Annotated in this window: 21 protein-coding genes and 1 pseudogene; 4 read left to right on the top strand and 18 right to left on the bottom strand. The window is 73.4% G+C overall.

Annotated elements, in window-relative coordinates:
• Nucleotides 1–51: 51 nt before the first annotated feature.
• The 3 genes from B124_RS27525 to B124_RS27515 form a co-directional block, all read right to left on the bottom strand.
• Nucleotides 52–1,092, bottom strand: coding sequence for a TIGR03086 family metal-binding protein (locus B124_RS27525; RefSeq protein ID WP_496505670.1), 1,041 nt, complete (start codon nt 1,090–1,092; stop codon nt 52–54).
• A complete protein-coding gene (locus B124_RS27520; RefSeq protein ID WP_496505669.1) occupies nt 1,089–1,505 on the bottom strand; it encodes an ArsR/SmtB family transcription factor in 417 nt (138 codons plus the stop codon). Before B124_RS27520 ends, B124_RS27525 begins: the two co-directional genes overlap by 4 nt.
• 86 nt (nt 1,506–1,591) lie before the next feature.
• Nucleotides 1,592–1,999 carry a thiol-disulfide oxidoreductase DCC family protein gene (locus B124_RS27515; protein WP_496505668.1) on the bottom strand — a complete coding sequence of 136 codons (408 nt, stop codon included), beginning with the start codon at nt 1,997–1,999 and terminating at the stop codon, nt 1,592–1,594.
• Between the two features lie 152 nt (nt 2,000–2,151).
• On the opposite strand from B124_RS27515, the gene B124_RS27510 reads away from it, so the two are divergent.
• Nucleotides 2,152–3,465: an outer membrane protein assembly factor BamB family protein gene (locus tag B124_RS27510; RefSeq protein ID WP_496505667.1), complete on the top strand. Its 1,314-nt coding sequence runs from the start codon at nt 2,152–2,154 to the stop codon at nt 3,463–3,465.
• Nucleotides 3,466–3,598: 133 nt separating this feature from the next.
• On the opposite strand, the gene B124_RS27505 is transcribed toward B124_RS27510, so the two are convergent.
• The 6 genes from B124_RS27505 to B124_RS27480 form a co-directional block, all read right to left on the bottom strand.
• Entirely contained in the window at nt 3,599–5,635 is a 2,037-nt protein-coding gene (locus B124_RS27505; RefSeq protein ID WP_496505666.1) for a LamG-like jellyroll fold domain-containing protein, read from the bottom strand.
• Nucleotides 5,636–6,006: 371 nt separating this feature from the next.
• The gene (gene hemC, locus B124_RS27500) at nt 6,007–6,939 is read right to left on the bottom strand and encodes a hydroxymethylbilane synthase (protein WP_496505665.1); all 933 of its coding nucleotides are present in this window, start codon (nt 6,937–6,939) and stop codon (nt 6,007–6,009) included.
• 424 nt (nt 6,940–7,363) lie between these two features.
• The gene (locus B124_RS27495) at nt 7,364–7,825 is read right to left on the bottom strand and encodes an SPW repeat protein (protein ID WP_496505664.1); all 462 of its coding nucleotides are present in this window, start codon (nt 7,823–7,825) and stop codon (nt 7,364–7,366) included.
• Nucleotides 7,826–8,122: 297 nt separating this feature from the next.
• On the bottom strand, nt 8,123–10,138 hold the full coding sequence (locus B124_RS27490; protein WP_496505663.1) for a sulfatase: 2,016 nt from the start codon (nt 10,136–10,138) through the stop codon (nt 8,123–8,125).
• 78 nt (nt 10,139–10,216) lie between these two features.
• Nucleotides 10,217–10,957: a class I SAM-dependent methyltransferase gene (locus B124_RS27485; RefSeq protein WP_496505662.1), complete on the bottom strand. Its 741-nt coding sequence runs from the start codon at nt 10,955–10,957 to the stop codon at nt 10,217–10,219.
• A 108-nt stretch (nt 10,958–11,065) separates the two neighbouring features.
• The gene (locus tag B124_RS27480) at nt 11,066–11,704 is read right to left on the bottom strand and encodes a TetR/AcrR family transcriptional regulator (RefSeq protein WP_496505661.1); all 639 of its coding nucleotides are present in this window, start codon (nt 11,702–11,704) and stop codon (nt 11,066–11,068) included.
• A 35-nt stretch (nt 11,705–11,739) separates the two neighbouring features.
• On the opposite strand from B124_RS27480, the gene B124_RS27475 reads away from it, so the two are divergent.
• On the top strand, nt 11,740–12,066 hold the full coding sequence (locus tag B124_RS27475) for a rhodanese-like domain-containing protein (RefSeq protein WP_496505660.1): 327 nt from the start codon (nt 11,740–11,742) through the stop codon (nt 12,064–12,066).
• 213 nt (nt 12,067–12,279) lie between these two features.
• Nucleotides 12,280–13,743, top strand: a complete 1,464-nt coding sequence (locus B124_RS27470) for an aminotransferase class V-fold PLP-dependent enzyme (protein WP_496505659.1) — start codon at nt 12,280–12,282, stop codon at nt 13,741–13,743.
• A gap of 117 nt (nt 13,744–13,860) precedes the next feature.
• On the opposite strand, the gene B124_RS27465 is transcribed toward B124_RS27470, so the two are convergent.
• Nucleotides 13,861–15,777: an ATP-binding cassette domain-containing protein gene (locus tag B124_RS27465; RefSeq protein ID WP_496505658.1), complete on the bottom strand. Its 1,917-nt coding sequence runs from the start codon at nt 15,775–15,777 to the stop codon at nt 13,861–13,863.
• Nucleotides 15,778–15,851: 74 nt separating this feature from the next.
• Nucleotides 15,852–16,412, bottom strand: coding sequence for a GNAT family N-acetyltransferase (locus tag B124_RS27460; protein WP_496505657.1), 561 nt, complete (start codon nt 16,410–16,412; stop codon nt 15,852–15,854).
• A gap of 122 nt (nt 16,413–16,534) precedes the next feature.
• Here B124_RS27460 and B124_RS27455 point away from each other — a divergent pair, with 122 nt between their 5' ends.
• A complete protein-coding gene (locus B124_RS27455; RefSeq protein WP_496505656.1) occupies nt 16,535–16,948 on the top strand; it encodes a hypothetical protein in 414 nt (137 codons plus the stop codon).
• A 42-nt stretch (nt 16,949–16,990) separates the two neighbouring features.
• On the opposite strand, the gene B124_RS27450 is transcribed toward B124_RS27455, so the two are convergent.
• The 7 genes and pseudogenes from B124_RS27450 to B124_RS27420 all read right to left on the bottom strand — a co-directional run.
• Complete coding sequence (locus B124_RS27450; RefSeq protein WP_496505703.1) at nt 16,991–18,079, bottom strand: MerR family transcriptional regulator; 1,089 nt, start codon at nt 18,077–18,079, stop codon at nt 16,991–16,993.
• Between the two features lie 151 nt (nt 18,080–18,230).
• Nucleotides 18,231–18,833, bottom strand: a complete 603-nt coding sequence (locus tag B124_RS27445) for a TetR/AcrR family transcriptional regulator (protein WP_496505655.1) — start codon at nt 18,831–18,833, stop codon at nt 18,231–18,233.
• A gap of 92 nt (nt 18,834–18,925) precedes the next feature.
• The gene (locus tag B124_RS27440) at nt 18,926–19,654 is read right to left on the bottom strand and encodes an amidohydrolase family protein (RefSeq protein WP_496505654.1); all 729 of its coding nucleotides are present in this window, start codon (nt 19,652–19,654) and stop codon (nt 18,926–18,928) included.
• Nucleotides 19,655–19,737: 83 nt separating this feature from the next.
• The gene (locus tag B124_RS27435; protein ID WP_496505653.1) at nt 19,738–20,151 is read right to left on the bottom strand and encodes a PIN domain-containing protein; all 414 of its coding nucleotides are present in this window, start codon (nt 20,149–20,151) and stop codon (nt 19,738–19,740) included.
• Nucleotides 20,148–20,411 carry a CopG family transcriptional regulator gene (locus tag B124_RS27430; protein WP_496505652.1) on the bottom strand — a complete coding sequence of 88 codons (264 nt, stop codon included), beginning with the start codon at nt 20,409–20,411 and terminating at the stop codon, nt 20,148–20,150. The genes B124_RS27435 and B124_RS27430 overlap by 4 nt, the downstream gene beginning before the upstream one ends.
• 182 nt (nt 20,412–20,593) lie before the next feature.
• The gene (locus tag B124_RS27425) at nt 20,594–21,844 is read right to left on the bottom strand and encodes a PP2C family protein-serine/threonine phosphatase (protein ID WP_496505651.1); all 1,251 of its coding nucleotides are present in this window, start codon (nt 21,842–21,844) and stop codon (nt 20,594–20,596) included.
• A 151-nt stretch (nt 21,845–21,995) separates the two neighbouring features.
• Nucleotides 21,996–22,205 (bottom strand): annotated as a pseudogene (locus B124_RS27420) (IS110 family transposase); the annotation flags it as partial.

Here is a 22,205-nt window from a genome sequence, read left to right as displayed (position 1 = left end):
GCAGGCCCGGCAGGTCCTCGGGAGTGCGCGGGACGCGGCGGGCCGCGCGGTTCAGGGCGTGCGGCCGATGAACGCGAGCAGGCGGGTCTGCACGTCGGCGCTCTCCGGGACCTCGACGCGCGGCCCGAAGTGGCCGCTGCCGCGCAGCGCCTCGTCCATCGGCTCCATCCCCGCCAGCAGAGCCGCGCACTTGGCCGGGTCCAACCGCTCGTCCTGGCCGGTGGCCCGGGCCAGATCCCAGGTGTGCATGAAGACGTCGGCGGTGTAGAAGCGGTCGATCGCCTGGGCCAGCGGGAGGTCGCCGGTCTCCGGGTGCGACAGCGTCCTGCCCGCGGTGGCCGGGTCGTCCAGGAGGGCCTGCACGGCGTCGTTGTGCACCTGCCAGGCGGCAACCGGGTCGTCGTCCGCCGACGGGCCCTTCGGCAGCTCGATGCCGGTGCCCGCCTTCAGGAAGCCCGGGAACCACTCGACGAGGTGCCGCACGACGTCCCGCGCGACCCACCCCTCGCACGGCGCCGGGCTGTCCCACGCGCCCGCGGGGACGCCGCGGACGCGCGCGGTGAACCCGGCGGCGATCCGGCGGTGTTCGTCGGCCGCCTGGGTGCCGCCGAGCAGTTCGTCCAGCCGCTCGTACCCCTCGCGGATGCCGGTCTCCATGCCGCTGGCGATCATCGCGTCGCGGGCTTCGAGGGAGTCCATCAGCGAGGTGCCGGTCAGCCGGGTGCGCCCGCCGAGGTCCTCGAAGACGGCCGTCTCCAGGCTCACGCTGTCGGGGAAGCCCTCGTAGGTGAAGGTCTGGACGATGCGCTCGGCGGGGCGGACCTCGTGGAACACGCCGTGGAAGCCGTACTCGTTGCCCGCGTCGTCGGTGTGGACGTAGCGGTACGAGCCGTCGGTGCGGGCGTCGTACCGCTCGATGGTCATGGTCAGCCCGCGCGGGCCCAGCCACTGGGCGACGAGGGCGGGGTCGGTGTGCGCGCGGAACACGCGCTCGGGCGGGGCCTCGAACTCCCGGGTGATCACGATGGTGGGGAGCGCCGGGTCGACGGTGATCCCTGTCTCGTTGCGGTGGTGGGTGTCTGTGCTGCTCATGATGCTGCTTTCTTGGTCCGGGGATGCGGCACCGGCGGCCCTTCCGCGTCCGGGGCGTCCATCTGCTCCAGGACGGCGTCCAGGCGGCGGAAGCGGTCCTCTGCCGCGCGCCGGTAGCGCTCGATCCACTTCGTCATGAGGTCGAAGACCTCCGCCTCCAGGTGGCAGGGCCGCCGCTGGGCGTCCCGGCTGCGGCTGACCAGCCCGGCGTCCTGAAGGACGCGGATGTGCTTGGAGACGGCCTGCACGCTGACGTCGTACGGCTCGGCCAGCTCGTTGACGGTGGCGTCACCCGCGGTGAGCCGGGCCACGATGTCGCGCCGGGTCGGGTCCGCCAGCGCGGCGAACACCCGGGACAGCGGTTCGTCGGGCTCGGGCTTCGGTTCGGGCTTCGGCTCGGGGACTGAGGTCATGTCCACTTCCTCAACCAATTGGTTGAATAAAAACTTAGACCGGTCGCCCGTTCTTTGTCAACCGGTCGGTTGAATAGGTCGGCGGCCTACGGCGGAGAGATGCCGCAGCTCGCGCCGGAACGGGCGGGGAGGAAGGGAAACCGCAGGCGGTAGCGGTTGCGGGAGACCAGGCGGTAGACCGCGGCGGCGGGGCCGCGTACGGGCCGCGCGGCGAGGGCGCGGCCCAGGATCCGGCCCGCGCGGTTCCCGCTGCGCAGGGTGCCGGCGATGGCCGACGCGCCGCCCGGGGGGGTCCGTGCCGGGGGCCCTCCGGGCGCGTCCCCGGCCTCCTCGACCAGCACCACCTCGCGCAGCAGCCGCTCCTCCGGCACCCCGTACGCCGCGGGGTCCACCGACTGCCACGGCACGATCCGCACCCCGGGCGCGAACCGCCGGCGCCCGAAGTCGGCCCACCCGGTGCAGAAGCCGCAGTCACCGTCGTACAGCAGCAGCATCGCGCGCCTCCTTGGTCCCCTCCGGCCGGGCACCGGCCCGCCGTCCCCTCCAGCATGCGGTGACGGGGCAGCGCGGGCAAAACCGCCGGTGGCGGAGCCGTGTCGTCCGCTGCGGAACCACCCTGTGCGGTCTCGCGTCCGAAGAAGCTGAGTTGATCACGACAAATGAGAAGGACAAGAGCGACTGTATGGGCGCGAACGCAAAGAAGTGGGCGTTACTGGCCACGGCCGCCGCGGTGCTGCTGGCCGCGGGCTGCGGGGACGACGGAGGCGAGGACGGCGAGGCTGCCGGCGGCGGAGCGGAGCTGGCGGAGCAGTGGCGGACGCCGGCCGTGGACCACTCCCCGGAGGACGTGTGGCTGCCGCCGCTGTGGGCCACCGATGACGTCGTCGTCGGCATCAGCACCGGCGGGGTCACCGGCCACGACGCCGCCACCGGCAAGGTCGCCTGGGAGCTGGCCGCACCGGAGGGCGCCGGCAAGCCGTGTGCCGCCTCGCCGACGGTCAACGGCGCCGGCATCGGCGCCGTGCTGTTCGGCCCGGCCGACGCGCAGGTCGGCGACGACACCTGCGCGGTGCTTGCGGTGGTCAACACCGCGAGCGGCGAGCTGCTGTGGAGCGAGGACCTGACCGCCGGAGACAGCGCGTACCCGGCCGCCGACGTCATGCCCGTGAGCGTCGGTGAGGAGGCGGTCACGGTCGAGCTGATCGAGGACGGCCTGCACCGCTTCTCGATCGACGGGGAGGAACTGCCCGTCCCCGAGGTGACGGTGGGCGAGCAGTGCGACGACTTCTACACCGACTGGCTGCACAGCCCCCGGTACCTGGTCGCCGTCGTCGACTGCAGCGACCTGACCGACGCCGAGAACCACATAGCCGCGTACGACGCCGCCAGCGGCGAAGAGCTGTGGACCGGGACGGACTTCGCCGAGGACCAGCCGGCCCGGCTCGACATCCTCACCGACGAGCCGCTGACGGTCGCGACGCAGGAGCGGCTGGTGTCGTTCGGCGAGGACGGCAAGGTGCTGACCGACCTGCCGCAGAAGCGGCCCGACGGGTATCTGCACCTCGACCCGGGGGACTTCACCATCCGGGACTCGGTGCTGGTCACCTCCTACGACGATGCCACCAACGACTTCGTGGGCATCGATCTGGCCACGGGCAAGGAGCTGTGGAAGCAGGAGACCGACTCGGGTCCCGACCCGCTGGCCGCTGATGGGAAGGGGCCGGACGGGGCGCTGGTCGCGCTTCGGGACGACGTGGTCGAGGGGGAGAACGCCATAGCCGACTTCCTGGTGCTGTGGGACGCGCGGAAGGGCGGCGAGCCGGAGGCCGAGGGCATGCTGCCCGAGGACGCGGGCTCCCCGCAGGCGGTGGCCACCAGCGCCGACGGCGGCACGCTGTACGTCCTCGCCGAGCCCGACGTCGGCGAGGAGGCGCTGCGGATCGAGGCGTACCAGCGCTAGTACGCCCGGCCGGGGGGCGCCGCGGCCGGGAGCCGGAGAGCAGCGCGGCGCCCCCCGGCGCCCGTCCGCCGGGGGGCGCCGGACGAGGAGTCACCATTCCGGAGACGGGGCCGGGGCCTTGCCGCCGGTGGAGCTACGGGGACGACAGGGTGCCCAAGGGCAGCCGTGCCACGGGGTCGGCGCCGGTCGTCTCGTTGGTGTCGCGCAGGCTGGTGATCTCGGCGGTGGTCAGGGCGCGGTCGTAGACGCGGAACTCGTCCATGGTGCCCTGGAAGTGCTGCGCTCCGTCCATGCGCTGTCCGAGGTGGACGGGGCTGGGGTCGGTGCCCATGACGCTGCCGGCCGCGCCGGTGGCGGAGCCGGCCTGGGTGCCGTCGACGAACAGGGTCAGGGTGTCGCCGCTGCGGCGCAGCACGACGTGGTGCCAGGCGTTGTCGGCGTAGGCGCGGGAGGTGGTGACGCTGACGGCCGGGTCGGTGGCGTCGTTGAGCCGGGCGTGCAGCCGGCCGTCGGCCGGTTCCGCGCGCAGCCACACCTGCGGTGCGTCGTTGACCCCGTTGGCCCAGAAGATCGCCTGGTCGCCGCGCTTGTCGCCGTAGTTGATCCAGGTGGAGACGGTGAAGTCGCCGTCGTCCAGCAGCGGCTCCGGCGCGTACGGCAGTTGGACGCGGCCGGTCTGGCCGTCGAAGACCAGGCCGTTGCCGAACCGCCCGTCGACCGTCCTGCGGGTGCCGTCGAAGGCGAGTGCGTCGGCGGACCGTGCGGTGTCGGGCGTGGTCGCGGGGGCGGGCAGGTCGCCCGGTGCCAGCCGGACGAAGGCGATCTCCTCGTAGACGGAGGTGCTGCCGCGCTCGTAGATCAGGCCGATGTCGCCGTCGGGCAGCTCGACCATGTCGGAGTAGCCGGCGTAGCAGGCGCACTCCTCCTTCGACAGGCCGCGGTTCTTGCTGCCCCAGACCTGGACGCCCTCGTCGGTGGAGTCGCTGGCGACGGTGTCGACCCCCTGCCAGGCGGCCGTCTCGTCGAAGGAGGAGCGGATGGTCATGGCGCGGCGGGAGTTGTTCCACGCGGGGGCGGAGGAGAGGATGCGGTTGTACGGGTCGCCCTCGTCGGTGGCGTTCATCCGCAGCGCCGCGGACTCCGCGCGCGGCGCCTCGTAGCCCTCGACGTGCTGGAAGCCGGCGGAGGTGAAGCTCGCCCCGCCGTCCTTGCTGACCGCGCCCAGCCGGTGCGGGCGCTTGGTGACGTCGCCCTCGTTGCCGTCGTCGACGAAGTGGTTCTCCCGGGCCCAGACGTACACGTCGCCGTTGGCCAGCTCGACGAGGCTCAGCTCCTGCGGCTGGATCGTGGAGCTGTCCGCCGGGTACGTGCGGCGGGCGCCCTCCTCCCAGGTGGTGCCGCCGTCGTCGCTGTAGACGATCATCGCGCCGCGCACCGGGGTGCCGGAGCCGTCGCGGTAGTTGTAGTTGACGCCGGCCGTCAGCCGGCCCGCGTGCTCGCCGCGGGTGAGCTGGATGGCGTGCACGGGCCCGGTGGCGTAGTGGCCCCACTCCGGGTCGTCGATCTGGTCGTAGAGGCTCTTCGGCTCGGTCCAGCTCTGCCCGTCGTCGGTGCTGTACTGCACGTACGGGGTGCGCGGCGCGCCTGAGCCGGTCTCGCCGGGGGCGGCGGGATCGACGGGGTTGAACGTGCTGAGCAGCACGATCCGGCCGTCGGGCTGCCCGGTGTCGGGGGCACCGTCGAGCGTGCGGTAGACGACGGGGGCGGCGTTGCTGCGGGTCGCGGGGGCGTCCGCGTCGTCGTCGGTGCCCTGGGCGACGGTGTCCCGGGCCTCCCAGGTGCTGCTGCCCGCGGGCAGCCGGCGGGAGACGAGGCGGATGTTGGACTTGTCCTCGCAGGAGTTCATCCGCTGCTCGGCGAAGGCCAGCAGCGACCCGCTCGCCGTGCGGACGACGGCGGGGATGCGGTAGCAGCCGGGGCCCGAGGCGGTGAAGAGGGTGGTGGTCTGCGCCTCGAACGGGTCGACGGTGGCCAGCGGCGCGGCCCCGGCGGACTCGCCCCCGGACTGCGTCAGGTGCACGCCGATACCGGCGAGCGCGACCACCAGCGCCCCGGACAGGCGCCGGACACGTCGGCGGAATCGAGGAGTTCGATGGGAAACGGCTGTCATAGGCGTGCAAGATATCCTACAAGTGTCCGCGGCGTCAGCGGCTTCCTGCGGACGGTACGGGCCGGGGGATGGCACCAGGCAGGAAGCGGGTGGCAGCAGGAGGGAGTCCGGTGCGCTCCGCCCGTAGCGTCCTGAAACATGAGTACTTCCGCGCCGCACCCGCCGCGCCCTTCGCGCCGCTCCCTGCTCGCCCTCGGCCCCGCCGCAGCCGCCGCGCCCGCGCTGGCCGCCGGGGCACGGCGTGGAGCGGGCCGGTGCTGTTGCGGCTGGCGTACGCGTATGAACAGGCGAGCGCGGTGCGCAGGCCGCCGGAGTACCGGGCGCCGGACGTGGGCCTGTGAGCCTCTGCTGACCTTCCCGCGTCCGTGCGGTCAGTGCGCGATGCCGTCGATCACTTCCCGCGCGCCCTGCCGCAGCAGCGCCAGCGCGACCGACGTGCCGAGGTCCGGCGGGGTGAGCCGGCCCGCGGACTCGCGGGCGTCGAGCACGGTCTTGCCGTCCGCGCTGAACACCCGGCCGCGCAGCCACAGTTCGTCGGGCGCGGCGGTGGCGAAGCCGGCGATGGGGCTGTTGCAGTGGCCCTGCAGCACGTGCAGGAACATCCGCTCCGCCATGGCCTCGCGGTACGTCTCCGGATGGTTCAGGTCGCTGACCACGTCGATGGTCGCGGTGTCGTCCTCGCGGCACTGCAACGCCAGGATCCCGGCGCCCAGCGGCGGGCACATCGTCTCGACCGGCAGCACCTCGGTGATGGCGTCGCTGCGGCCGATGCGCTCCAGACCGGCCACGGCCAGCAGCAGCGCGTCGACCTCCCCGGCGGCCAGCTTCGCCAGCCGCCGGTTGGCGTTGCCGCGGAACGGCACGCACTCCAGGTGCGGGTACGCGGCCGACAACTGCGCGATCCGGCGCACGGAGGACGTGCCGATCCGGGTGCCCGCCGGCAGGTCGTCGAGCCCGAGCCCGCCGGGGTGGATCAGCGCGTCGCGGATGTCGTCGCGGCGCAGGAACGCGGCGAACGTCGTCCCGGCCGGCAGCGGCCGGTCCGCCGGCACGTCCTTGACGCAGTGCACCGCGAGGTCCGCCTCGCCGGTGACCAGCGCGGCGTCGACCTCTTTGGTGAACGCGCCCTTGCCGTCGACCTGGGACAGGTCGCCCAGCCACTTGTCACCGGTGGTCTTCACCGGCACCACCTCGGTCCGGATGCCGGGGTGCAGCGCGGCCAGCTCGGCGCGGACGCGCTCGACCTGGGCGAGGGCCATGGGGGAGTCGCGCGAGACGATGCGGATGAGCTCGGGCACGGACATGGCGTACACGATAGACCGTCAGTTACGTGATCTGCGGCGGGGTCCGGGCCGCACGGTCGCACGCGCCGCGTACGCGCCCGCACGCGCGCGCCGCCCGGGAGCCGCGGGGGCTCCCGGGCGGCGGACCTGCCGCGGAGGGCTCGACCGGCTGCCCGTCAGCGGCGGTTGACGCCGTGGGGGACGGCGGCCGGGCGCCACCCGGGAAAACCACACGTCGCGGGCGCGCCCCGGACCGACGCGTGGAGCGTGTGATCACATCGCGTACACGCCAACGAGCCCGTACGGCCCGGCTGTCGGCCGGTCCGTACGGGACTCGGAAGGGGTGTCGTTCACCGTGCTCGGCACCCGCCCGGTGCCGGGCCCACCCGGGTCACCCCGGGGGCCGGCTCGGGCGGTGTGCCGGCAGCTCAGATCGCGTGCGGCTCTATCCTCGCGATGCTCGCGCCTTCGCCTGCTGCCGGAAGGCCACGGTCAGACCCATGGCGAGCAGCCCCAGCAACGCCGTGGCGCCGCCGACGAAGGCGTTGCACCAGATGGCGCCGTTGGACGCGGTGTTCGCGGTGGTGACCACCCAGGGGGAGATCACGAGCCACGTGCCGAGGGGCACGGCCAGCCAGGCCAGGCCGGAGGTGCGCTCCGGGGCGAAGGCGAGGCCGAGTCCGATCAGGCCGATGGTGATGCCGACGATCAGGTTGTTGACGGCGAGGTTGGTGTTCCCCGTGAAGTGCACGACCCAGGGCGAAATCGCGGCAAACAAGCCGGCGAGCAGGATCAGTCCTTCGAGGGCAACCACACCACCTCCAGCCGCCGTGCGATCGAGTCGCCCCCGCATCTCGCCCACGTCGGGGTGTGTGGTCATGTCGGTGGTGTGTTGCTGATACGACATGGTTGCTGCCTCCTCTCCAAGAGGGGTGGGATGCATCCTCTTCTGTCACCTTACGCCCGATTGAGTGACAGTGCGTATTTTGTCGGCGCTGGCCCGCGCGCAGGGCTGCCGCCAGCGTTGACGCCCGGGTCAGGCCAGGCATACGGAGACGTACAGCCCGGGGCGTCGGACCGTCCTTCGCACCCCCGGGCGCTCACCGACGGCGACCGCACGGGCACGGTACGCGGGGGTGCTCGACGCCGGGACACACCCTGCCGGTCAGCCGCCCGGTCAGCCGCAACCCGGCCCCGGCCGCCGCTACCGGCGGCTGCGCGCGTGCAGGCCGTGCAGCGTGATCGTGCCCCGGTCCAGGCGCACGCTCGCCGCGTAGCGGTACGCGGCCCGCACCTTTGGGTCCGTGAGGTCCAGCACCTCGCCCGCGTCCACCGTGAACAGGAACTCCCAGCCCGCGCCCTGGTCCACGTACGCCGTGGTGACGTTGCCGCGCGCCACCAGGGCGTAGCGGGAGCCGGGGCGGGAGAGGTCCACGGTGCCGTCGAGGTTGCCCAGCGGCTCCATGCCGGTGGTGATCAGCCTGCCGTCGATACGCAGGTCCCAGCCGGCCCGCCGCAGCCCGTTGTGGTGGCGGAACAGCAGGTAGTTGTCCGCGTCCTTGGCGAGGCCCACGAAGACGGTGTCCTGGCCGCCCGTGCCCGCGAAGGTGCCGGTGTCCAGCACCAGCGCGAAGGCGTCCGTGCGCGGTGCGGGGCCGGACAGGAACAGCAGGTGCGTCGGCGCCTCGGTGGTCACCGTCAGCCTGCCGTCGCCGGCGGTGGCGGTGCCCTCGTGCGACCCGGGCGGTACGGGCAGGACGGCCCAGTCCCCGAGGCCGGTGTCGAACTGCTCGTCCAGTTCGACGACCGCGTACGCGCCGGAGTCCGGCGGCGGCGGGAACAGGTCGACGTCCGCCAGATGCGCGTCGAGCAGGGCGGTCAACTCGCGGAGCTTCTCGGGGTGGCTGCCGGCGAGGTCGTCGCGCTCTTCGGGGTCGCGGCCGAGGTGGTACAGCTCGCCGTCGCCGCCGCGGAGCCGGCGTACCAGCTTGAACTCGCCGTGCCGGACGGCGGCGTGGGGGTGGCGGTCCTGGTTGAAGTGCGGGTAGATCCAGAAGAGGGTGTCCCGGCTGATCCGGTCCTCGCCGGTGAGCAGGGGGGCGAGGCTCGTACCGTCGAAGCGCGCCTCTTGATCCGGCCGCCCGCCGGTGGCGAGGTCCAGCGCCGTCGGGAGGAAGTCGATCGTGGAGACGGGCGTGGCGTCCGTACGCCCCGCGGCCACCCGGCCCGGCCAGTACGCGATCAGCGGCACCCGGATCCCGCCCTCGTACAGCTCGCTCTTGCCGCCGCGCAGCGGCGCGGTCGCGTCCCGGAACTCGCTGCCGTTGTCGGACGTGACGAGGATCAGGGTGCGCTCGGCGAGCCCGTGCTCCGCCACCGCGGCGACGATGCGGCCGACCTGCTCGTCGATGCTCTCCAGCATCGCGGCCAGCACCGGCCGGTTCGGGAGCTGATCTGCGCCCGGCTTGGCCTCGTACTTGGCGACCAGCTCCGGCTTCGCCGCCAGTTGGGTGTGCACGGCGTAGTTGGAGACGTGCAGGAAGAACGGCTCGTCGCGGTGGCGGGCGACGAAGTCGGCGGCCTCGTCGGCGAGCCGGTCGGTGAGGTACTCGCCGGGCTCGCGGGCCGGCAGGTCGGGCATGAAGAAGTACGGGTGGAAGTAGTCGCCGCCCGCGATGTAGCGCCGCTCGGAGGCGATCGCCTCGTCCAGCCCGTGGGCGTAGGGGTTGCCGGGCCGCTCGGTGTACTCGCCGCTGTAGGTCTCGGTGAGGTGCCACTTGCCGATCAGGGCGGTGGTGTAGCCGTACGGGCCGAGGAAGTCGGGGACGGTGGGGATCTCGGGGGAGAGGAACTTGTTGCTGGGCGCCGGCGCCTCGCGGAGGTAGTCGGTGATGCCGGTGCGGGCCGGGTAGAGCCCGGTCATCAGCGCGGCGCGGGTCGGCGAGCAGATGGGTGCGGCGGAGTAGGCGCGGGTGAAGCGCATTCCCTCGCGCGCCAGCCGGTCGATGTGCGGGGTCTCGTTGAAGGTGTTGCCGTCGGCGCCGAACTCGTGCCAGCCGAGGTCGTCGACCGACACGACGATGACGTTGGGCGGCGGCGGGCCGCCGGCGGCGGCGTCGCCGCGGGCGAGTACGGGGGCGGCGACGGCCGTGAGGCCGGCGGCGGAGGCGCCGCGCAGGACGCTGCGGCGCGAGGGGGTGCGGAACGTCGTCGGGGGCATACGGCCCAGCGTCGGGCGGCCCGCGCGGGAGCGTCAACGGCCGGGTGATTTAGTCCGGGCGGCCACGGGCCGCCCCGGTCAGTCCGCCGCGCGCAGCCGTACGTGGATGTGGCCGGCGTCCGCCGCCGCGGGCCGGCCGTCGGGGTCGGTGACCTCCACGAGTTCGAGCCCGGCGATGGCCGCCAGGGTCGCGAAGCCGTCGCGGGTGTACCAGTGCAGCACCCACGGGCGTTCGGTGATGCTGCTGCCCGAGGGGTGGTAGCGCTCGTAGCGCAGCAGCGTCGTCTGGGTGCGGGTGCGCTCGTCGCGGCTCTCGGCGACGACGCTGACCCGCAGTTCGGCGCCGTCCGGCGCGGTGGCGGTACGGGTGCGGCCGACCTCCGCCGCGGCGGGCAGGTGCAGCGGGATCAGGACGGTGCCGCCCCCGGTGAGGTGGGCGCGGATGGCGCGCAGGGCGGCCAGCGCGGTCGCGTCGTCCGGCAGCAGGTTGAACGCCGGCCCGGCGAGGTAGACGGCCGCGTACCTGCGGGGCAGGTCCAGGGCCTCCATGCGCTGGTGGAAGACGGAGACGGGCAGGGTCTCGGCGGCGGCGCGGCGGCGCAGCGTCTCCAGCATGTCCGCGGAGGAGTCGACGCCGTCCACGTCCAGCCCGCGGCGGCGGAGTTCGAGCAGCGGCTCGCCGTCGCCGCAGCCCAGCTCCAGCGCGGGCGTACCGGCCTCGGCGACGAAGGCGGCGTACGGCTCGGGGTCCTGGGTGACGGACTTCAGCGGCCCGTAGAGTTCGGCGACGATTCCGGAGTAGAAGTCTGCTGGATCCATGTTCGCCACCTTATGGCGATCGCGCCGGTCACCCCGGGCGCCCGCGGCGGTACGGCGGTCCCGGGCGGGGCTGCCACGCTACGGGCCGCCACGCCACGGGCCGCCACGCTACGGGGCGGTGCGCCGCAGCGCCGCCCGGGCCAGCCGGACGACGCCGGCCCGCAGGCGCTCCTCGCCCAGCTCCGGCAGCAGCGCGGCGACGTGCTCGGCGCTCAGTGCGGCGAGCAGGGCGTGCGCGGCGTGGTCCGGGTCCGGTGCGCCGGCGAGCAGGATCGCGACGTGCCGGTGCCAGAACCGGTAGGCGCCGATGCGGTAGCGGGCGCCGGGCGCGGCGGTCTCCGAGGTGCGGACCAGCGACAGGTTCGCCAGCAGGTAGTCGACGTACGCCTCGACGAACGCGTCGAGCCGGTCCTCGGCACCCGGCTCAGGACCCGTTCCCGGCCCCAGCGGCGGCGGCCCGAAAAGGATCGCCTCCTGCAGGACCCGTTCGCGGGCGTCCAGGAGCGCGGCGGCCAGCCCCGACTTGTCGCCGAAGCGGCGGTACAGGGTCCCCTTGCCGACGCCGGCCGCGGCGGCCACCTGGTCCATGGACACCGCCTCCACCCCGTGCTCGGCGAAGAGCCGGCCGGCCGCTTCGAGCACGGCGGCGCGGTTGCGCGCCGAGCGAGCCTGCTCCTTGGGCGGCGGGGTGTGCAGGAGTTCCAGCAGCGTTGCAGAATCGGACTGCGGTCCGTTATTGTTGCCCACAAGCGGACTATAGTCCGAAAAAGGAAGGCAGCGACATGACCGCACTCATTTCCCGAGAAGAGCTGAAGGCCGCCGTGGACGCGGGCACGGTGACCGTGCTCGACGCCCTGGGCGGGGAGTACTACGCCAAGCAGCACCTGCCCGGCGCCCTCCCGCTCGCCCCGCCGGACGTGGACGCCCGGGCGTCCGCCCTGCTCCCCGACCGCGACGCCCCGATCGTCACCTACTGCTCCAACCCGGCCTGCCCCAACAGCGGGCAGGTGGCCGACCGGCTCACCGCCCTCGGCTACACCGACGTCCGCAAGTACCGCGAGGGCATCGAGGACTGGGCCGGCGCGGGCCTGCCCACCGAATCCGCCTGACCGCCGCCGGGGACGGCGGGGCGCCCGGGTGCCCCGCCCTTCCCCGTGCCCGGCGCCGGCAGTTCGGCCCCGCCGCCCGCTCCGGCTGGGGCTGTGCGATAGGCCAGTGGCACATGTGAAGTCCTCCGGTAGGTGCGTTGGCGGGGCGCCGCCGGGCGTGGCCGGTGTCATCCTGATATGGCTACCTTTGGCAGATTTCATGCGGAGGGGTCCATGGGCAGGGCAGGCACCACCCGGCACGTACGAGGCGAACCACGAGCGGAAACCCCCGCCCTCTTCGCGGAGTTGCGGGAACGCGAGTTCGGTTATCTGGATGAGGGCGGGCACACCTATCTCGACCACACCGGTGCGGGTCTCCCGCCGCGCTCCCTCGTGGCGGGGAGCGCACGGCGCATCACCGGCGGGCTGTTCGGCAACCCGCACTCCGAGAGCCCCGCCTCCCGGGCTTCGGGGGACCGGCTCACCGAGGCCCGCGAGGCGGTCCTGCGGTACTTCAACGCCGACCCCGCCGAGTACGCCGTGATCTTCACGCCCAACGCCACGGGCGCGCTGCGCCTGGTCGGGGAGGCGTACCCGCTCGGGCGCGGCAGCCGGCTCGTCCTCGCACTCGACAACCACAACTCCGTCAACGGCCTGCGGGAGTACGCGCGGGCGCGCGGCGCGGCCGTCGAGTACGTGCCGCTGCGCACGCCGGACCTGGACATCGACGAGGACCGGATGCACGCCGCGCTGTCCGTACGCGCCCGGCGGCCCTGCCCCGCCCGCGGGCCGCGCCGCCGCCGGGGGCTGCTGGCCTACCCGGCGCAGAGCAACTTCACCGGCGTACAGCACTCCCTGGAGTGGATCGCCACCGCCCAGGCGCGCGGCTACGACGTCGTCCTCGACGCGGCGGCCTACGTACCGACCAACGCCCTCGACCTCGGCCGCCACCACCCGGACTTCACCGTGGTGAGCTTCTACAAGCTCTTCGGCCACCCCACCGGCGTCGGCGCCCTCATCGCCCGCCGGCCGGCGCTCGCGAAGCTGCGCCGCCCCTGGTTCGCCGGCGGCACGATCTACGCGGTCAGCGCGCAGGCGCAGTGGCACGTCCTCGCCGACGACGAGGCCGCGTTCGAGGACGGGACCGTCAACTTCCTCGCCATACCGGACGTCACCGCCGGGCTCGCCTGGATCGAGCACGTCGGCATCGACCGCGTCCACGACCACGTCGACGCGCTGACGGCGCGGCTGCTCGCGGGCCTGCGGACGCTGCGGCACAGCGACGGCTCGCCGCTGATCCGGGTGTACGGTCCCGACCGCACCGGCACTCCGCGCGGCGGCACGGTGGCGCTGAACGTGCTCGACGCCGACGGCCGCGTCGTCGACGAGCGCGTCATCATCCGCGACAGCGGCGCGTACGGCATCTCCCTGCGCACCGGCTGCTTCTGCAACCCGGGCGCCGGCGAGGCGGCGTTCGGCCTGTCGCCGCGCCGGCTGCGCCGGGCGGCCCGCAAGCGGCTCGACTCGCTGGAGGACTATCTGAAGCTGCTGCATCTCCCCTCGGCGGGCGCGGTGCGCGTCTCGCTGGGGGCGGCGTCGCAGCCAGGCGATGTCGAAACGTTTCTGTCGTTCGTGACCCAGACCTACCGGGACCGCGTCCCGGACGTGGCGGACCTCGCGCCGCGGCTGGGCTGCTGACGACCGGGCTGCTGACGACCGGGCTGCTGACGACCGGGCTGCTGACGACCGGGCTGCTGACGACCGGCTGCTGACGACCGGGGCGCCGGCCCCGCGGGCCCCGGACCCCGGCCCGCGTCACCTCCCCTGCCGGCTCCGCTCGGCGCCGTCGCGGCACTTGCGCGCCAGCACCCACCACGTCAGCGCCAGGAACGCCACCGCGAAGCCCACCAGGATCAGCCACCCGCGGGCCGCCGGGTGCGCGAACGAGTCGCCGTACGACTCCAGCAGCGGCCGGCCCAGCGGCGACGCGTCCGTACGCCACAGCGACTCCAGCCCCACCCCGCTGCCCAGCGCCTCGAACGCCCACCGGTTGGTCATCGCCACGCTGAGCACCTCGCCGGCCAGCGTCATCCGCGGCACCGGCACGAACGCCCCCGAGAACAGCACCTGCGGAAAGCACAGCAGCGGCAGCATCAGCGTCGCCTGCCCCGGCTCCGCCACCGCGGCGGACGCGAGCAGCCCGAGCGCGAGGGCGGCGGCGGAGGCCAGCACGCTGGTGGTGAAGAGCGAGGCGTACGTGTCCCAGCCGGCCGGGGGCAGCCGGTTCAGCACGCGGAGCACGGCCAGCAGCAGCGCGTCGGCGAGGGCGAGCACCGGGAGCATGATGGTGAGTTTGGAGGCGACGTACGGGCCGATCCGCAGGCCGGCGAGCCATTCGCGGCGCAGGACGGCCAGTTCGGTGCAGATCTGCAGCAGGCCGTACGTGAGCCCGAAGAAGAACACGCCGAAGGCGATCCAGAACATGATCATCCCGCTGGACCCGGCGTCCGGCGACGCGGGGTCGAAGGCGCCGGAGCGGAAGAGCACGGCGAACATCGCCACGATCACGACGGGGGAGCCGGCGAGAACGGCGACGGAGAGCCGGTTGTGCAGGAGGAGGGCGGCGCCGCGGCGGGTGAGCAGGGCACACTGGCGCAGGGCGCCGACGCGGACGGCCCGGCCGGCGTGGACGGCCCTTCCGGCGTGGACCGCCCGGCCGGCCGCGGCGGCGGGACCGGCCGGTGCGGGGGCCCGGACCGGCAGCGCGGGTCCGGCCGGCGCGGCGGCCCCGGTCCGTACCGCGGTGCAGGCCGGTGCCGCGGGGTTCACCGGGTTCGAAGGGTTCGCCGGGTTCGCCGGGTCCGTCGGGGCCGCCGCCGGAGACAGGGCCTCCGCCGCCTGTCCCGGGATGTCGCCGGCGCCCGTGCCCGGCGCCCGTGCGCCGGCGGCCACCGCCCCGTACACCTCCTCCGCCGTGCCCACCCCGAACGCCGCGCACAGCCCGCCCGGTTCACCCGCATAAGCGACCTCGCCGTCGGCCGACAGGAAGACCACCTGGTCCCCGCGGGGCAGATCGGCGAGCACGTGCGTGGTCAGCACGACGGTCGTGCCGTCGTCCGCCAGCCCGCGCAGGGTGTGCATCAGCTCCGCGCCGGTGGCCGGGTCGAGTCCCGACGTCGGCTCGTCGAGGAACAGCACCCGGGGCCGGGTCAGCAGCTCCACCGCGATGCTCGCCCGCTTGCGTTCGCCGCCGCTGAGGGCCCGTACCGGCGTATCGCTCCGCGACGTCAGCCCCAGGGTGGCCAGCACCCGGTCGACGGTGGCGGCGACCGCAGCGGCCGGCGTCTTCGGCGGCATCCGCAGGCCGGCCGCGTACACCAGCGTGCGGTGCAGCGGCAGCTCGCGGTGGATGATGTCCTCCTGCGGCACGTACCCGAACTCCGGCCCCGGCGGCCCCGGCGGTGCCCCGTCGTGCTTCACCTCGCCCTCGGTCGGCGAGCTCAGCCCCGCCAGCGCCTGCAGCAGCACCGTCTTGCCCGCGCCGCTGCTCCCGGCGATCACCGTGAGGGTCCCGGGGGCGACGTCGAGCGACACCCCGCGCAGCACCCGCCCCGCGCCCCGTACGTCCCGGCTCACCCGCCGCGCGCGCAGCCGCAGGCCGCCGACCGGCGAGACGGACACACCGGGGGAACCACCAGGGGAGACACCCGGGCGCAGGGGCGGCGTCGACATGCGTGCAGCATGTCAAAGGAACGGGGTGGCGGCCCTCCGCGGCTCGCGCGTCGTACCAACGATCGGACGATCAGTCAGCGGGGGCCGCCCCCCTGCGCGGGCGCGGCCGGCCGCCAGTCCGCGGCGAGCAGCCCGAGCACCACCTCGTCCTGGAACTCGCCCAGCACCCAGGCCGAGGAGCGCAGCACGCCCTCGCGGACGAAGCCGTTGCGCTCGGCGGCGCCGAGCATGCCGGCGTTGTCCACCAGCGTCTCGATCTGCAGTCGCTGCAGACCGCGGACGACGAAGGCGTAGTGGCAGAGCGCGCCGACGATGTCGGTGCCGTAGCCCTTCCCGCGGGCGTACGGCATAAGACCCAGCCCGACGTGCGCGGACCGGTGGTGGGTGTCGATGCCCCACAGCGCCGCGGTCCCGATCAGCGAGCCGCCGTCCAGTTCAACCACGGAGAACGAAACGTGCCCCTCCTCCTTGTCGTCCACCAGCAGCGGATTGTCCGCCGAGTCGGCCGCGACGGGCCGCCAGGGTCTGCCCTGGGCCCGTGATCCGGTGATGACGTCGTCGTAGAGGTCGGCCTGCAGGACCGGGATGTCCTCCGCGTGCCGGGCTCTGAGTCCGACCTTCTTGCCTCGTAGCATGTCCGATTCCTAACGGGCGGGTGCCGTCGGCCGCAAACTGATTACCCCGGGAAACCATGCACGTTCGGGGGAACCCCGGCGGAATCCGCCCCGCCGCCGGCCGGCTGTATCACGCTGGCGGCATGTCCATATATCAGGTTTCGTGTGCCGGCAGGGTGCTGTTCCTGGAGTCGGAGATCGCGGAGCTGAACGCGGTCTCCGACGGCGGGCTCCGGGTGGAGCCGGCGCTGTGGTGTGAGTTGGAGAAGGGGCACGCGGGCCTGCACTGCACCCTGGCGGTGGGCGCCCGCGCCACGGACGACCTGCCGGCCCGTACGCTCTGGGCCCGCTGGCCGGAGGGCGACGAATACGGGCCGGGGCGGGAGATCGCGGCGCTGCCCTCGTGCCCGGCGACGTTCCTCGAAGGGTCGGTCTCCTCCGAGTGCTGCGCCCTGCCGAAGGGTCACGAGGGGCGGCACGGGTTCGAGTTCGGGCCGCCGATCAGCGAGTCGGACGTGATGCCGGACTGGGTGCTGAAGATGCTGGAAGGGGAGTAGGCGCGGGAGGCCGGGCGGGGGCCGCGGACCATGCCGTTCGGGTCAGGCGACGATCAGCCGGAGGCCCAGCTCGGCCGCGTCGAGGGCGAGGAGGTCGCGGTTGCGTGCCGCCCAGCGGCCCGAGGCGAGGTCGTCGCCAAGGCGGTTCACCGCCCTCGCCTCGGCCTCGGGCCCCACCCTGGTCCACACCGACACCGCGCGGCGCACGTGGTCCTCCAGATACGCCTCGGGCCGGCGCCAGTGCGCCTCGAAGAACCCGTCCGTGCAGTCCCACGGGATGAGCACCGGCTCCGCGCGGCCGTCGATCGCCCGGGTCAGATCCGCCAGCGACGGCCAGTCGGCGAGGAGGCCGGCGAACTCGGGCAGGTAGTCGCGGGTGAGCCAGAACCGTTCGCGGCGGCCCGGATCGCAGGCGTCGTACGTGAACACCACCACCCGCCGCGCCACGCGCCGCATCTCGCGCAGCCCGGCCACCGGGTCCGGCCAGTGGTGCACGGTGCTCACCGCCATGGCCGCGTCGAAGGACTGGTCCGGGAACGGCAGGCGCTCCGCCCCGGCCGCCACACACCGCGCCGCGCCCGCGGGCCGCTGCGCCCGCATGACCGCCGACGGCTCCACCGCCGTGACGTCGCGGTCGGGCGGCTCGTACGAACCGGTGCCGGCGCCGACGTTCAGCACCGTACGGGCGTCCCCGAGCGCGTCCCAGATCCGCGCGGCGATCCGCGGTTCGGTGCGCCGCGTCGCCGGATAGGCGGACCCGATGACCTCGTACAACTGTGCTCCGAACACCTTGAGTTGCTCCTCCGCAGTCGTCCTGATCCCCCGGGCCCGCGCGTCCAGCTCCCGGTCGATGGCCGCCACCATCCCGGCGGCGCGCTCGCGCTGCGCCAGCAGCAGCCCGCGCAGCCGCCTGAGGTGCGCGACGGCGTCGGCAGCCGGGTCGTCGACCAGCTCCGCGATCTCCCGCAGCCCGAACCCCAGCCGCCGGTACCCGAGCACCTCCCGCAGCCGCTCCACGTCGCCCGCCGCGTACGCCCGATGGCCGGCCGCGGTCCGCGCGGACGGCCGCACGAGGCCGATCTCGTCGTAGTGATGCAGGGTGCGCACGCTCACCCCGGCCAACTCGGCCACGCGCCCCACTCGCAGATGCTCCGCCACGCCCCCGACTATGCGCCCTCACGCCACGGGAGGATCAAGTGCCGTGCCCGGCCCGCGAGGACTGCGACAGGGCCCGGTCGGTCGTACGGCGTCTGCCGGCCGCCCTGCGCCGCCCGTGTCAGGCTCAGTCGGGGCGCCGTTGTACGACGTCGGCGAGCGCGGCGGTCACGAACCTGTGCACGGCTGCCGTGGCCGGCGGTTCCTGGCCGCGGTCCGTGAACAGCAGGTGCCCGCCGCCGACCAGGGAGAGGGTGAGGGAGTCGATGTCGGCGTCGGCCGCGATGCGGCCCCGTGTGCGCTCGTCGGCCAGGTAGGTGGAGACCGCGGTGGCGACCTGGGCGAGGATCGCGGTGCCGCCTCCGGGTGTGGCTTGCCGTAGCCGCGCGCGCAGTTCGTCCCGGAACGTGATGAGCGGGATGATCGCCACCGGTACCGGTCCGAACAACGTGGTCAGCGCGCCGGTGACGTTGCCGGCGACCGTGCCGGTGCCGACGGCCTCGCGCAGTGCCTGCGCCTGCGTCTCCAACTGCGCGGCCCGGTCGAGCACCAGCTCGGTGAGGAAGGCGTCGAAGTCGGTGAAGTGCCGGTGCAGGACACCTTTGGCGCACCCCGCCTCATCGGTGACGGCCCGGCTGGTCAGCCCGTTCGGGCCGGCCCGCAGCAGTACGCGCTCGGCGGAGTCGAACAACTGCTGTCGCGCGTCGCGAAGGTGCACCCCGGTCGGCACTGACGGTTCCTCTCGCGGGCCGGTCTGCTGGCAGCCGTCTCCTCGTGGGCGCATGCCCACCAAGGTGAACGATCGCCCACTCTACCTGCGCCTCACGCGTTGAGCCGTGCCAGGCGGGGGAGCAGGCGCTTTGCGTTTGCCGAGGTCAGGGCGCGCCAGGTGGTCGTGCCGGGCTGGTCCGCGGCGTCGAGGGAGTCGATCTGGCGGGCGGCGATGCTGCGCGGTGTCCAGCAGTAGTCACTGCCGTACAGGATCCGCCGCGTGCCGAACGCCCGTTGAAGGGCGGGGACCTGATGGGGGAAGGGCGTCCCGGCGATGTCGAACCACAGCCCGGCGACCTGCTCCTGGACGGTCGGGTCGGCCGGTGAGCCGTCGGCGAGGGCGGCGCGGAAGAGCTCCATCCGGTCTGCCCGCAGGGGCAGGGCGCCGCCGCCGTGGGTGAAGATCCACTGCACCCCGGGGTGACGGGTCAGGACCCCGCCGAGGACCAGGTCGGAGGCGGCGCGGGTGGAGTCGAAGATGAACTCCAGCATCGGCCCGGGGCCGCCGTGTCGTCGCCGAAGTGGGTGCCCGGTGACGAGACGGAGAGCAGCGAGGTGCTGATGCGGTGCTGGTCCATGAACCGCAGGTGGTCGTCCATGCTCCAGGAGGGCCATCCGGGCATGCCGTCCGGGAGGGTGAATCCGGCGGCCTTGGCCGCGGCCACGTAGAAGTCCGTGACGAAGTGGGCGTGGACGTCGATCAGTTGGTCGGGCATGGGCGGCCTCGGTTCGCTGCGGTTCCGTTCCCTCGGCTGTGCCGTGCCGGGGCGGCCGGGGCATCGACGTATGAGATGCCCACTAGCGCCTTATTGAGGATGATTCCCCTTCAAGGGCCCCGCGAGCCGGCAAGGCTCAACTGGGATTCACACCTTGATGACGGTGGCGTGTGTGCCGCAGAGCGCGGTGAGGTCTTCGGGGTCGGAGGTGAGGACGGTGACCGGACCGGGGGCGGTGAGGGCGGTGGCGCTGAGCATCGCGTCGATGGCGTGCTTGTGGCCGTGCAGTCCGGCGTCGGCCAGGAGTGCCGTGGCGTGTCGGGCGATAGGTTCGGTGACCGGCTCGACGACGAGGCGGGACAGGGTCCATTCCAGGGCCGCCCGGTTGATGCGGGGGTGGACCACCTCGACGAGGGTGGCGGCGGAGGTGATGACGCGGAGGTCGTCGGCACGGGCCAGGGCGAGCCACGCGGCGATCGTGCGGTCGCGCATGACGGCCTTGGCCAGGCCCTCGCTGTCGAGGACGAGCGTGCCGCCGGGGGCGGCGGGGGAGCGGGTCACGCGGCGTCTGCTCCGTTGTGCGCCTGATCCTGCCGGGCCCGGTGGAGCTGGTCACGCAGTGCCTGGATCTCTTCGTCGGTGACGGGGCCGTGCTCGGCTTCGGCGACCTGGATGAGTTCGTTGAGGTTGTCGCGCTCGATCTGGCGGGCGACGGCTGCGGCTACGTAGGCGGACAGGCCGGAGGGGCCGCTGCGGGAACGGGCAGCCTCCGCGATGTCACGCGGCATGGTGATCGAATACTTTCCGGTAGGCTCGCTCATGCCGTCTATCCTACCTCCGGTATTCCCGCTGGGAGCGGCGCGAGCAGTGTCCCGTCTGCGGTGGGTGGGGCTCGTCTCCGGCGGCCGTCTGCGGCCGACGGCAGGGCGGCGGCCGGCGGCGGTGCGGGGACGTGGAGCTGCTGCCGGCGGAGTGGCGGAGTGACGCCGTCGTCGGTGTCCTGTCACAGACGGACGATGATCAGGGCGATGTCGTCGCGGGCGCCGTCGGCTACGCCGAGGCGGGCGAGCAGGGTGTCGGCGAGGCGTTCGGTGGCGGCGGTGCTGTAGCGGGCGAGTGTGTCTGTCAGCCGGTGCAGGCCGGCGTCGATGTCTTCGCCGCGTCGCTCGATGAGCCCGTCGGTGTACAGGACGAGGGTGTCGCCGGTGCGGTAGGGCAGGCTGGCGTGGGGGCGGGGGATGTGCCGGGGGCGGGTGGCCAGCGGCGGGTCGGTGGACTTGTCCAGCAGGTCGCAGGTGCCGTCGGGGTGCAGCAGGACCGGCGGGAGGTGGCCGGCGCTGCTGTAGGTGATCCGGCGGCCGGCGGGGTCGATGACGGCCTTGATGGCAGTGGTGGCCAGCGCCCCTTCCACGGAGTAGGAGTACAGGTCCAGCAGATCCAGCGCCTTGCCCGGTTCGCGCAGTGCCCGGACCCCGGCGGACAGTGCGCTGCGCAGCATGCCCATGGTGGCCGCGGCCTGAAGGCCGTGGCCGACGACGTCGCCGACGGCGACGGCGAAGCCGTTGTCCGGGAGGTCGATCACGTCGTACCAGTCGCCGCACACGTTCAGAGAGCCGGAGGCGGGCAGGTAGCGCACCGTGATGTGCTCGTGGTGTGCCAGGTCCGGTGAGCGCAGCATGGTCTCCTGCAAGGTGACGGCGACCTGCCGTTCCCTGGCGTGGGCGCGGCGCAGTTCCTCGTTGAGCCGCTGCAGCTCTCGCGCCCGTACGTACAGCTCGGCGTCCATCGCTTCCCGTTCGCTCAGGGAGCGTTCCTGGTCGCCGTCGCCGGCCGGCTGAGCCGCACGGGCCAGGATGAACGGGGTCACGTCCTCGACCCGGTGGATGATCCAGGCGACCTGCCCGTCCGGCCCGAGGACGGGGGTGTTGATCGGCGACCACCACCGCTCCTCGAACGTCCCCGGCCGGCCGGGGCAGGGGATGTCGTACTTCGTCAGCGCCATGGTGTCCGGCCTCTTCGTGCGCAGGACCCGGTGCAGCGAGGCGTCCAGATCCTGCATCCCGGTGGCGTGCGGGTCCGCCGGATTGCGGGGGAAGGCGTCGAACAGGTACCGGCCGATCAGGTCTTCCCGGGTCCGGCCGGTCACCTGCAGGTACGCCTCGTTGACATCGACGACCACCAGATCGGGGCCCAGCACCAGGTTCGGATTGGGTGCGGCCGTGAACAGCGCCTTGTAGTCGATCTGCGAGGTCACAGGTCCGCACCAGCCCTTTCCACCCCCGCAGCCTGCCGGTCTGCCGCCCTGCCGCCAATCTAGACCGGGCGTGATGGCCGCTCCCGCCCTGATCCGCCAACCGGACGCGGCATGCCCGCCAGTCGGGTCAGACACCCCATGTCGTTTGGTGTCAAGCTGCATGGGGTTCGGGGTGTGCGTGGTGTGACCAGGCGGTCGCTTCGTCGTAGTGGGTTCGGGTCTTGAGGCATCCGTGGAGGATGCCGACGAGGCGGTTGCCGACCTGCCGGAGGGCCGGGTTGTAACCGGCCTCGCGGGCTCGTTGCTTGTCGTAGTAGCGGCGGGCTCCGGGTGAGGCGCGCAGGGCGGAGAACGCCTGGGT

Source organism: Streptomyces sp. CNP082 (assembly GCF_059570535.1).
The sequence above is the reverse complement of the archived record's forward strand: the minus strand, read 5'-3'. Positions and strand labels throughout refer to the sequence as shown.

What these genes read in the sequence shown, in the direction of transcription:
- B124_RS27525 (WP_496505670.1), bottom strand. Translation starts at nt 1,092, where the DNA reads ATGAGCAGCACAGACACCCACCACCGCAACGAGACAGGGATCACCGTC.
- B124_RS27520 (WP_496505669.1), bottom strand. Translation starts at nt 1,505, where the DNA reads ATGACCTCAGTCCCCGAGCCGAAGCCCGAACCGAAGCCCGAGCCCGAC.
- B124_RS27515 (WP_496505668.1), bottom strand. Translation starts at nt 1,999, where the DNA reads ATGCTGCTGCTGTACGACGGTGACTGCGGCTTCTGCACCGGGTGGGCC.
- B124_RS27505 (WP_496505666.1), bottom strand. Translation starts at nt 5,635, where the DNA reads ATGACAGCCGTTTCCCATCGAACTCCTCGATTCCGCCGACGTGTCCGG.
- hemC (WP_496505665.1), bottom strand. Translation starts at nt 6,939, where the DNA reads ATGTCCGTGCCCGAGCTCATCCGCATCGTCTCGCGCGACTCCCCCATG.
- B124_RS27495 (WP_496505664.1), bottom strand. Translation starts at nt 7,825, where the DNA reads ATGTCGTATCAGCAACACACCACCGACATGACCACACACCCCGACGTG.
- B124_RS27490 (WP_496505663.1), bottom strand. Translation starts at nt 10,138, where the DNA reads ATGCCCCCGACGACGTTCCGCACCCCCTCGCGCCGCAGCGTCCTGCGC.
- B124_RS27485 (WP_496505662.1), bottom strand. Translation starts at nt 10,957, where the DNA reads ATGGATCCAGCAGACTTCTACTCCGGAATCGTCGCCGAACTCTACGGG.
- B124_RS27475 (WP_496505660.1), top strand. Translation starts at nt 11,740, where the DNA reads ATGACCGCACTCATTTCCCGAGAAGAGCTGAAGGCCGCCGTGGACGCG.
- B124_RS27470 (WP_496505659.1), top strand. Translation starts at nt 12,280, where the DNA reads ATGGGCAGGGCAGGCACCACCCGGCACGTACGAGGCGAACCACGAGCG.
- B124_RS27465 (WP_496505658.1), bottom strand. Translation starts at nt 15,777, where the DNA reads ATGTCGACGCCGCCCCTGCGCCCGGGTGTCTCCCCTGGTGGTTCCCCC.
- B124_RS27460 (WP_496505657.1), bottom strand. Translation starts at nt 16,412, where the DNA reads ATGCTACGAGGCAAGAAGGTCGGACTCAGAGCCCGGCACGCGGAGGAC.
- B124_RS27455 (WP_496505656.1), top strand. Translation starts at nt 16,535, where the DNA reads ATGTCCATATATCAGGTTTCGTGTGCCGGCAGGGTGCTGTTCCTGGAG.
- B124_RS27440 (WP_496505654.1), bottom strand. Translation starts at nt 19,654, where the DNA reads ATGCCCCGGCCGCCCCGGCACGGCACAGCCGAGGGAACGGAACCGCAG.
- B124_RS27430 (WP_496505652.1), bottom strand. Translation starts at nt 20,411, where the DNA reads ATGAGCGAGCCTACCGGAAAGTATTCGATCACCATGCCGCGTGACATC.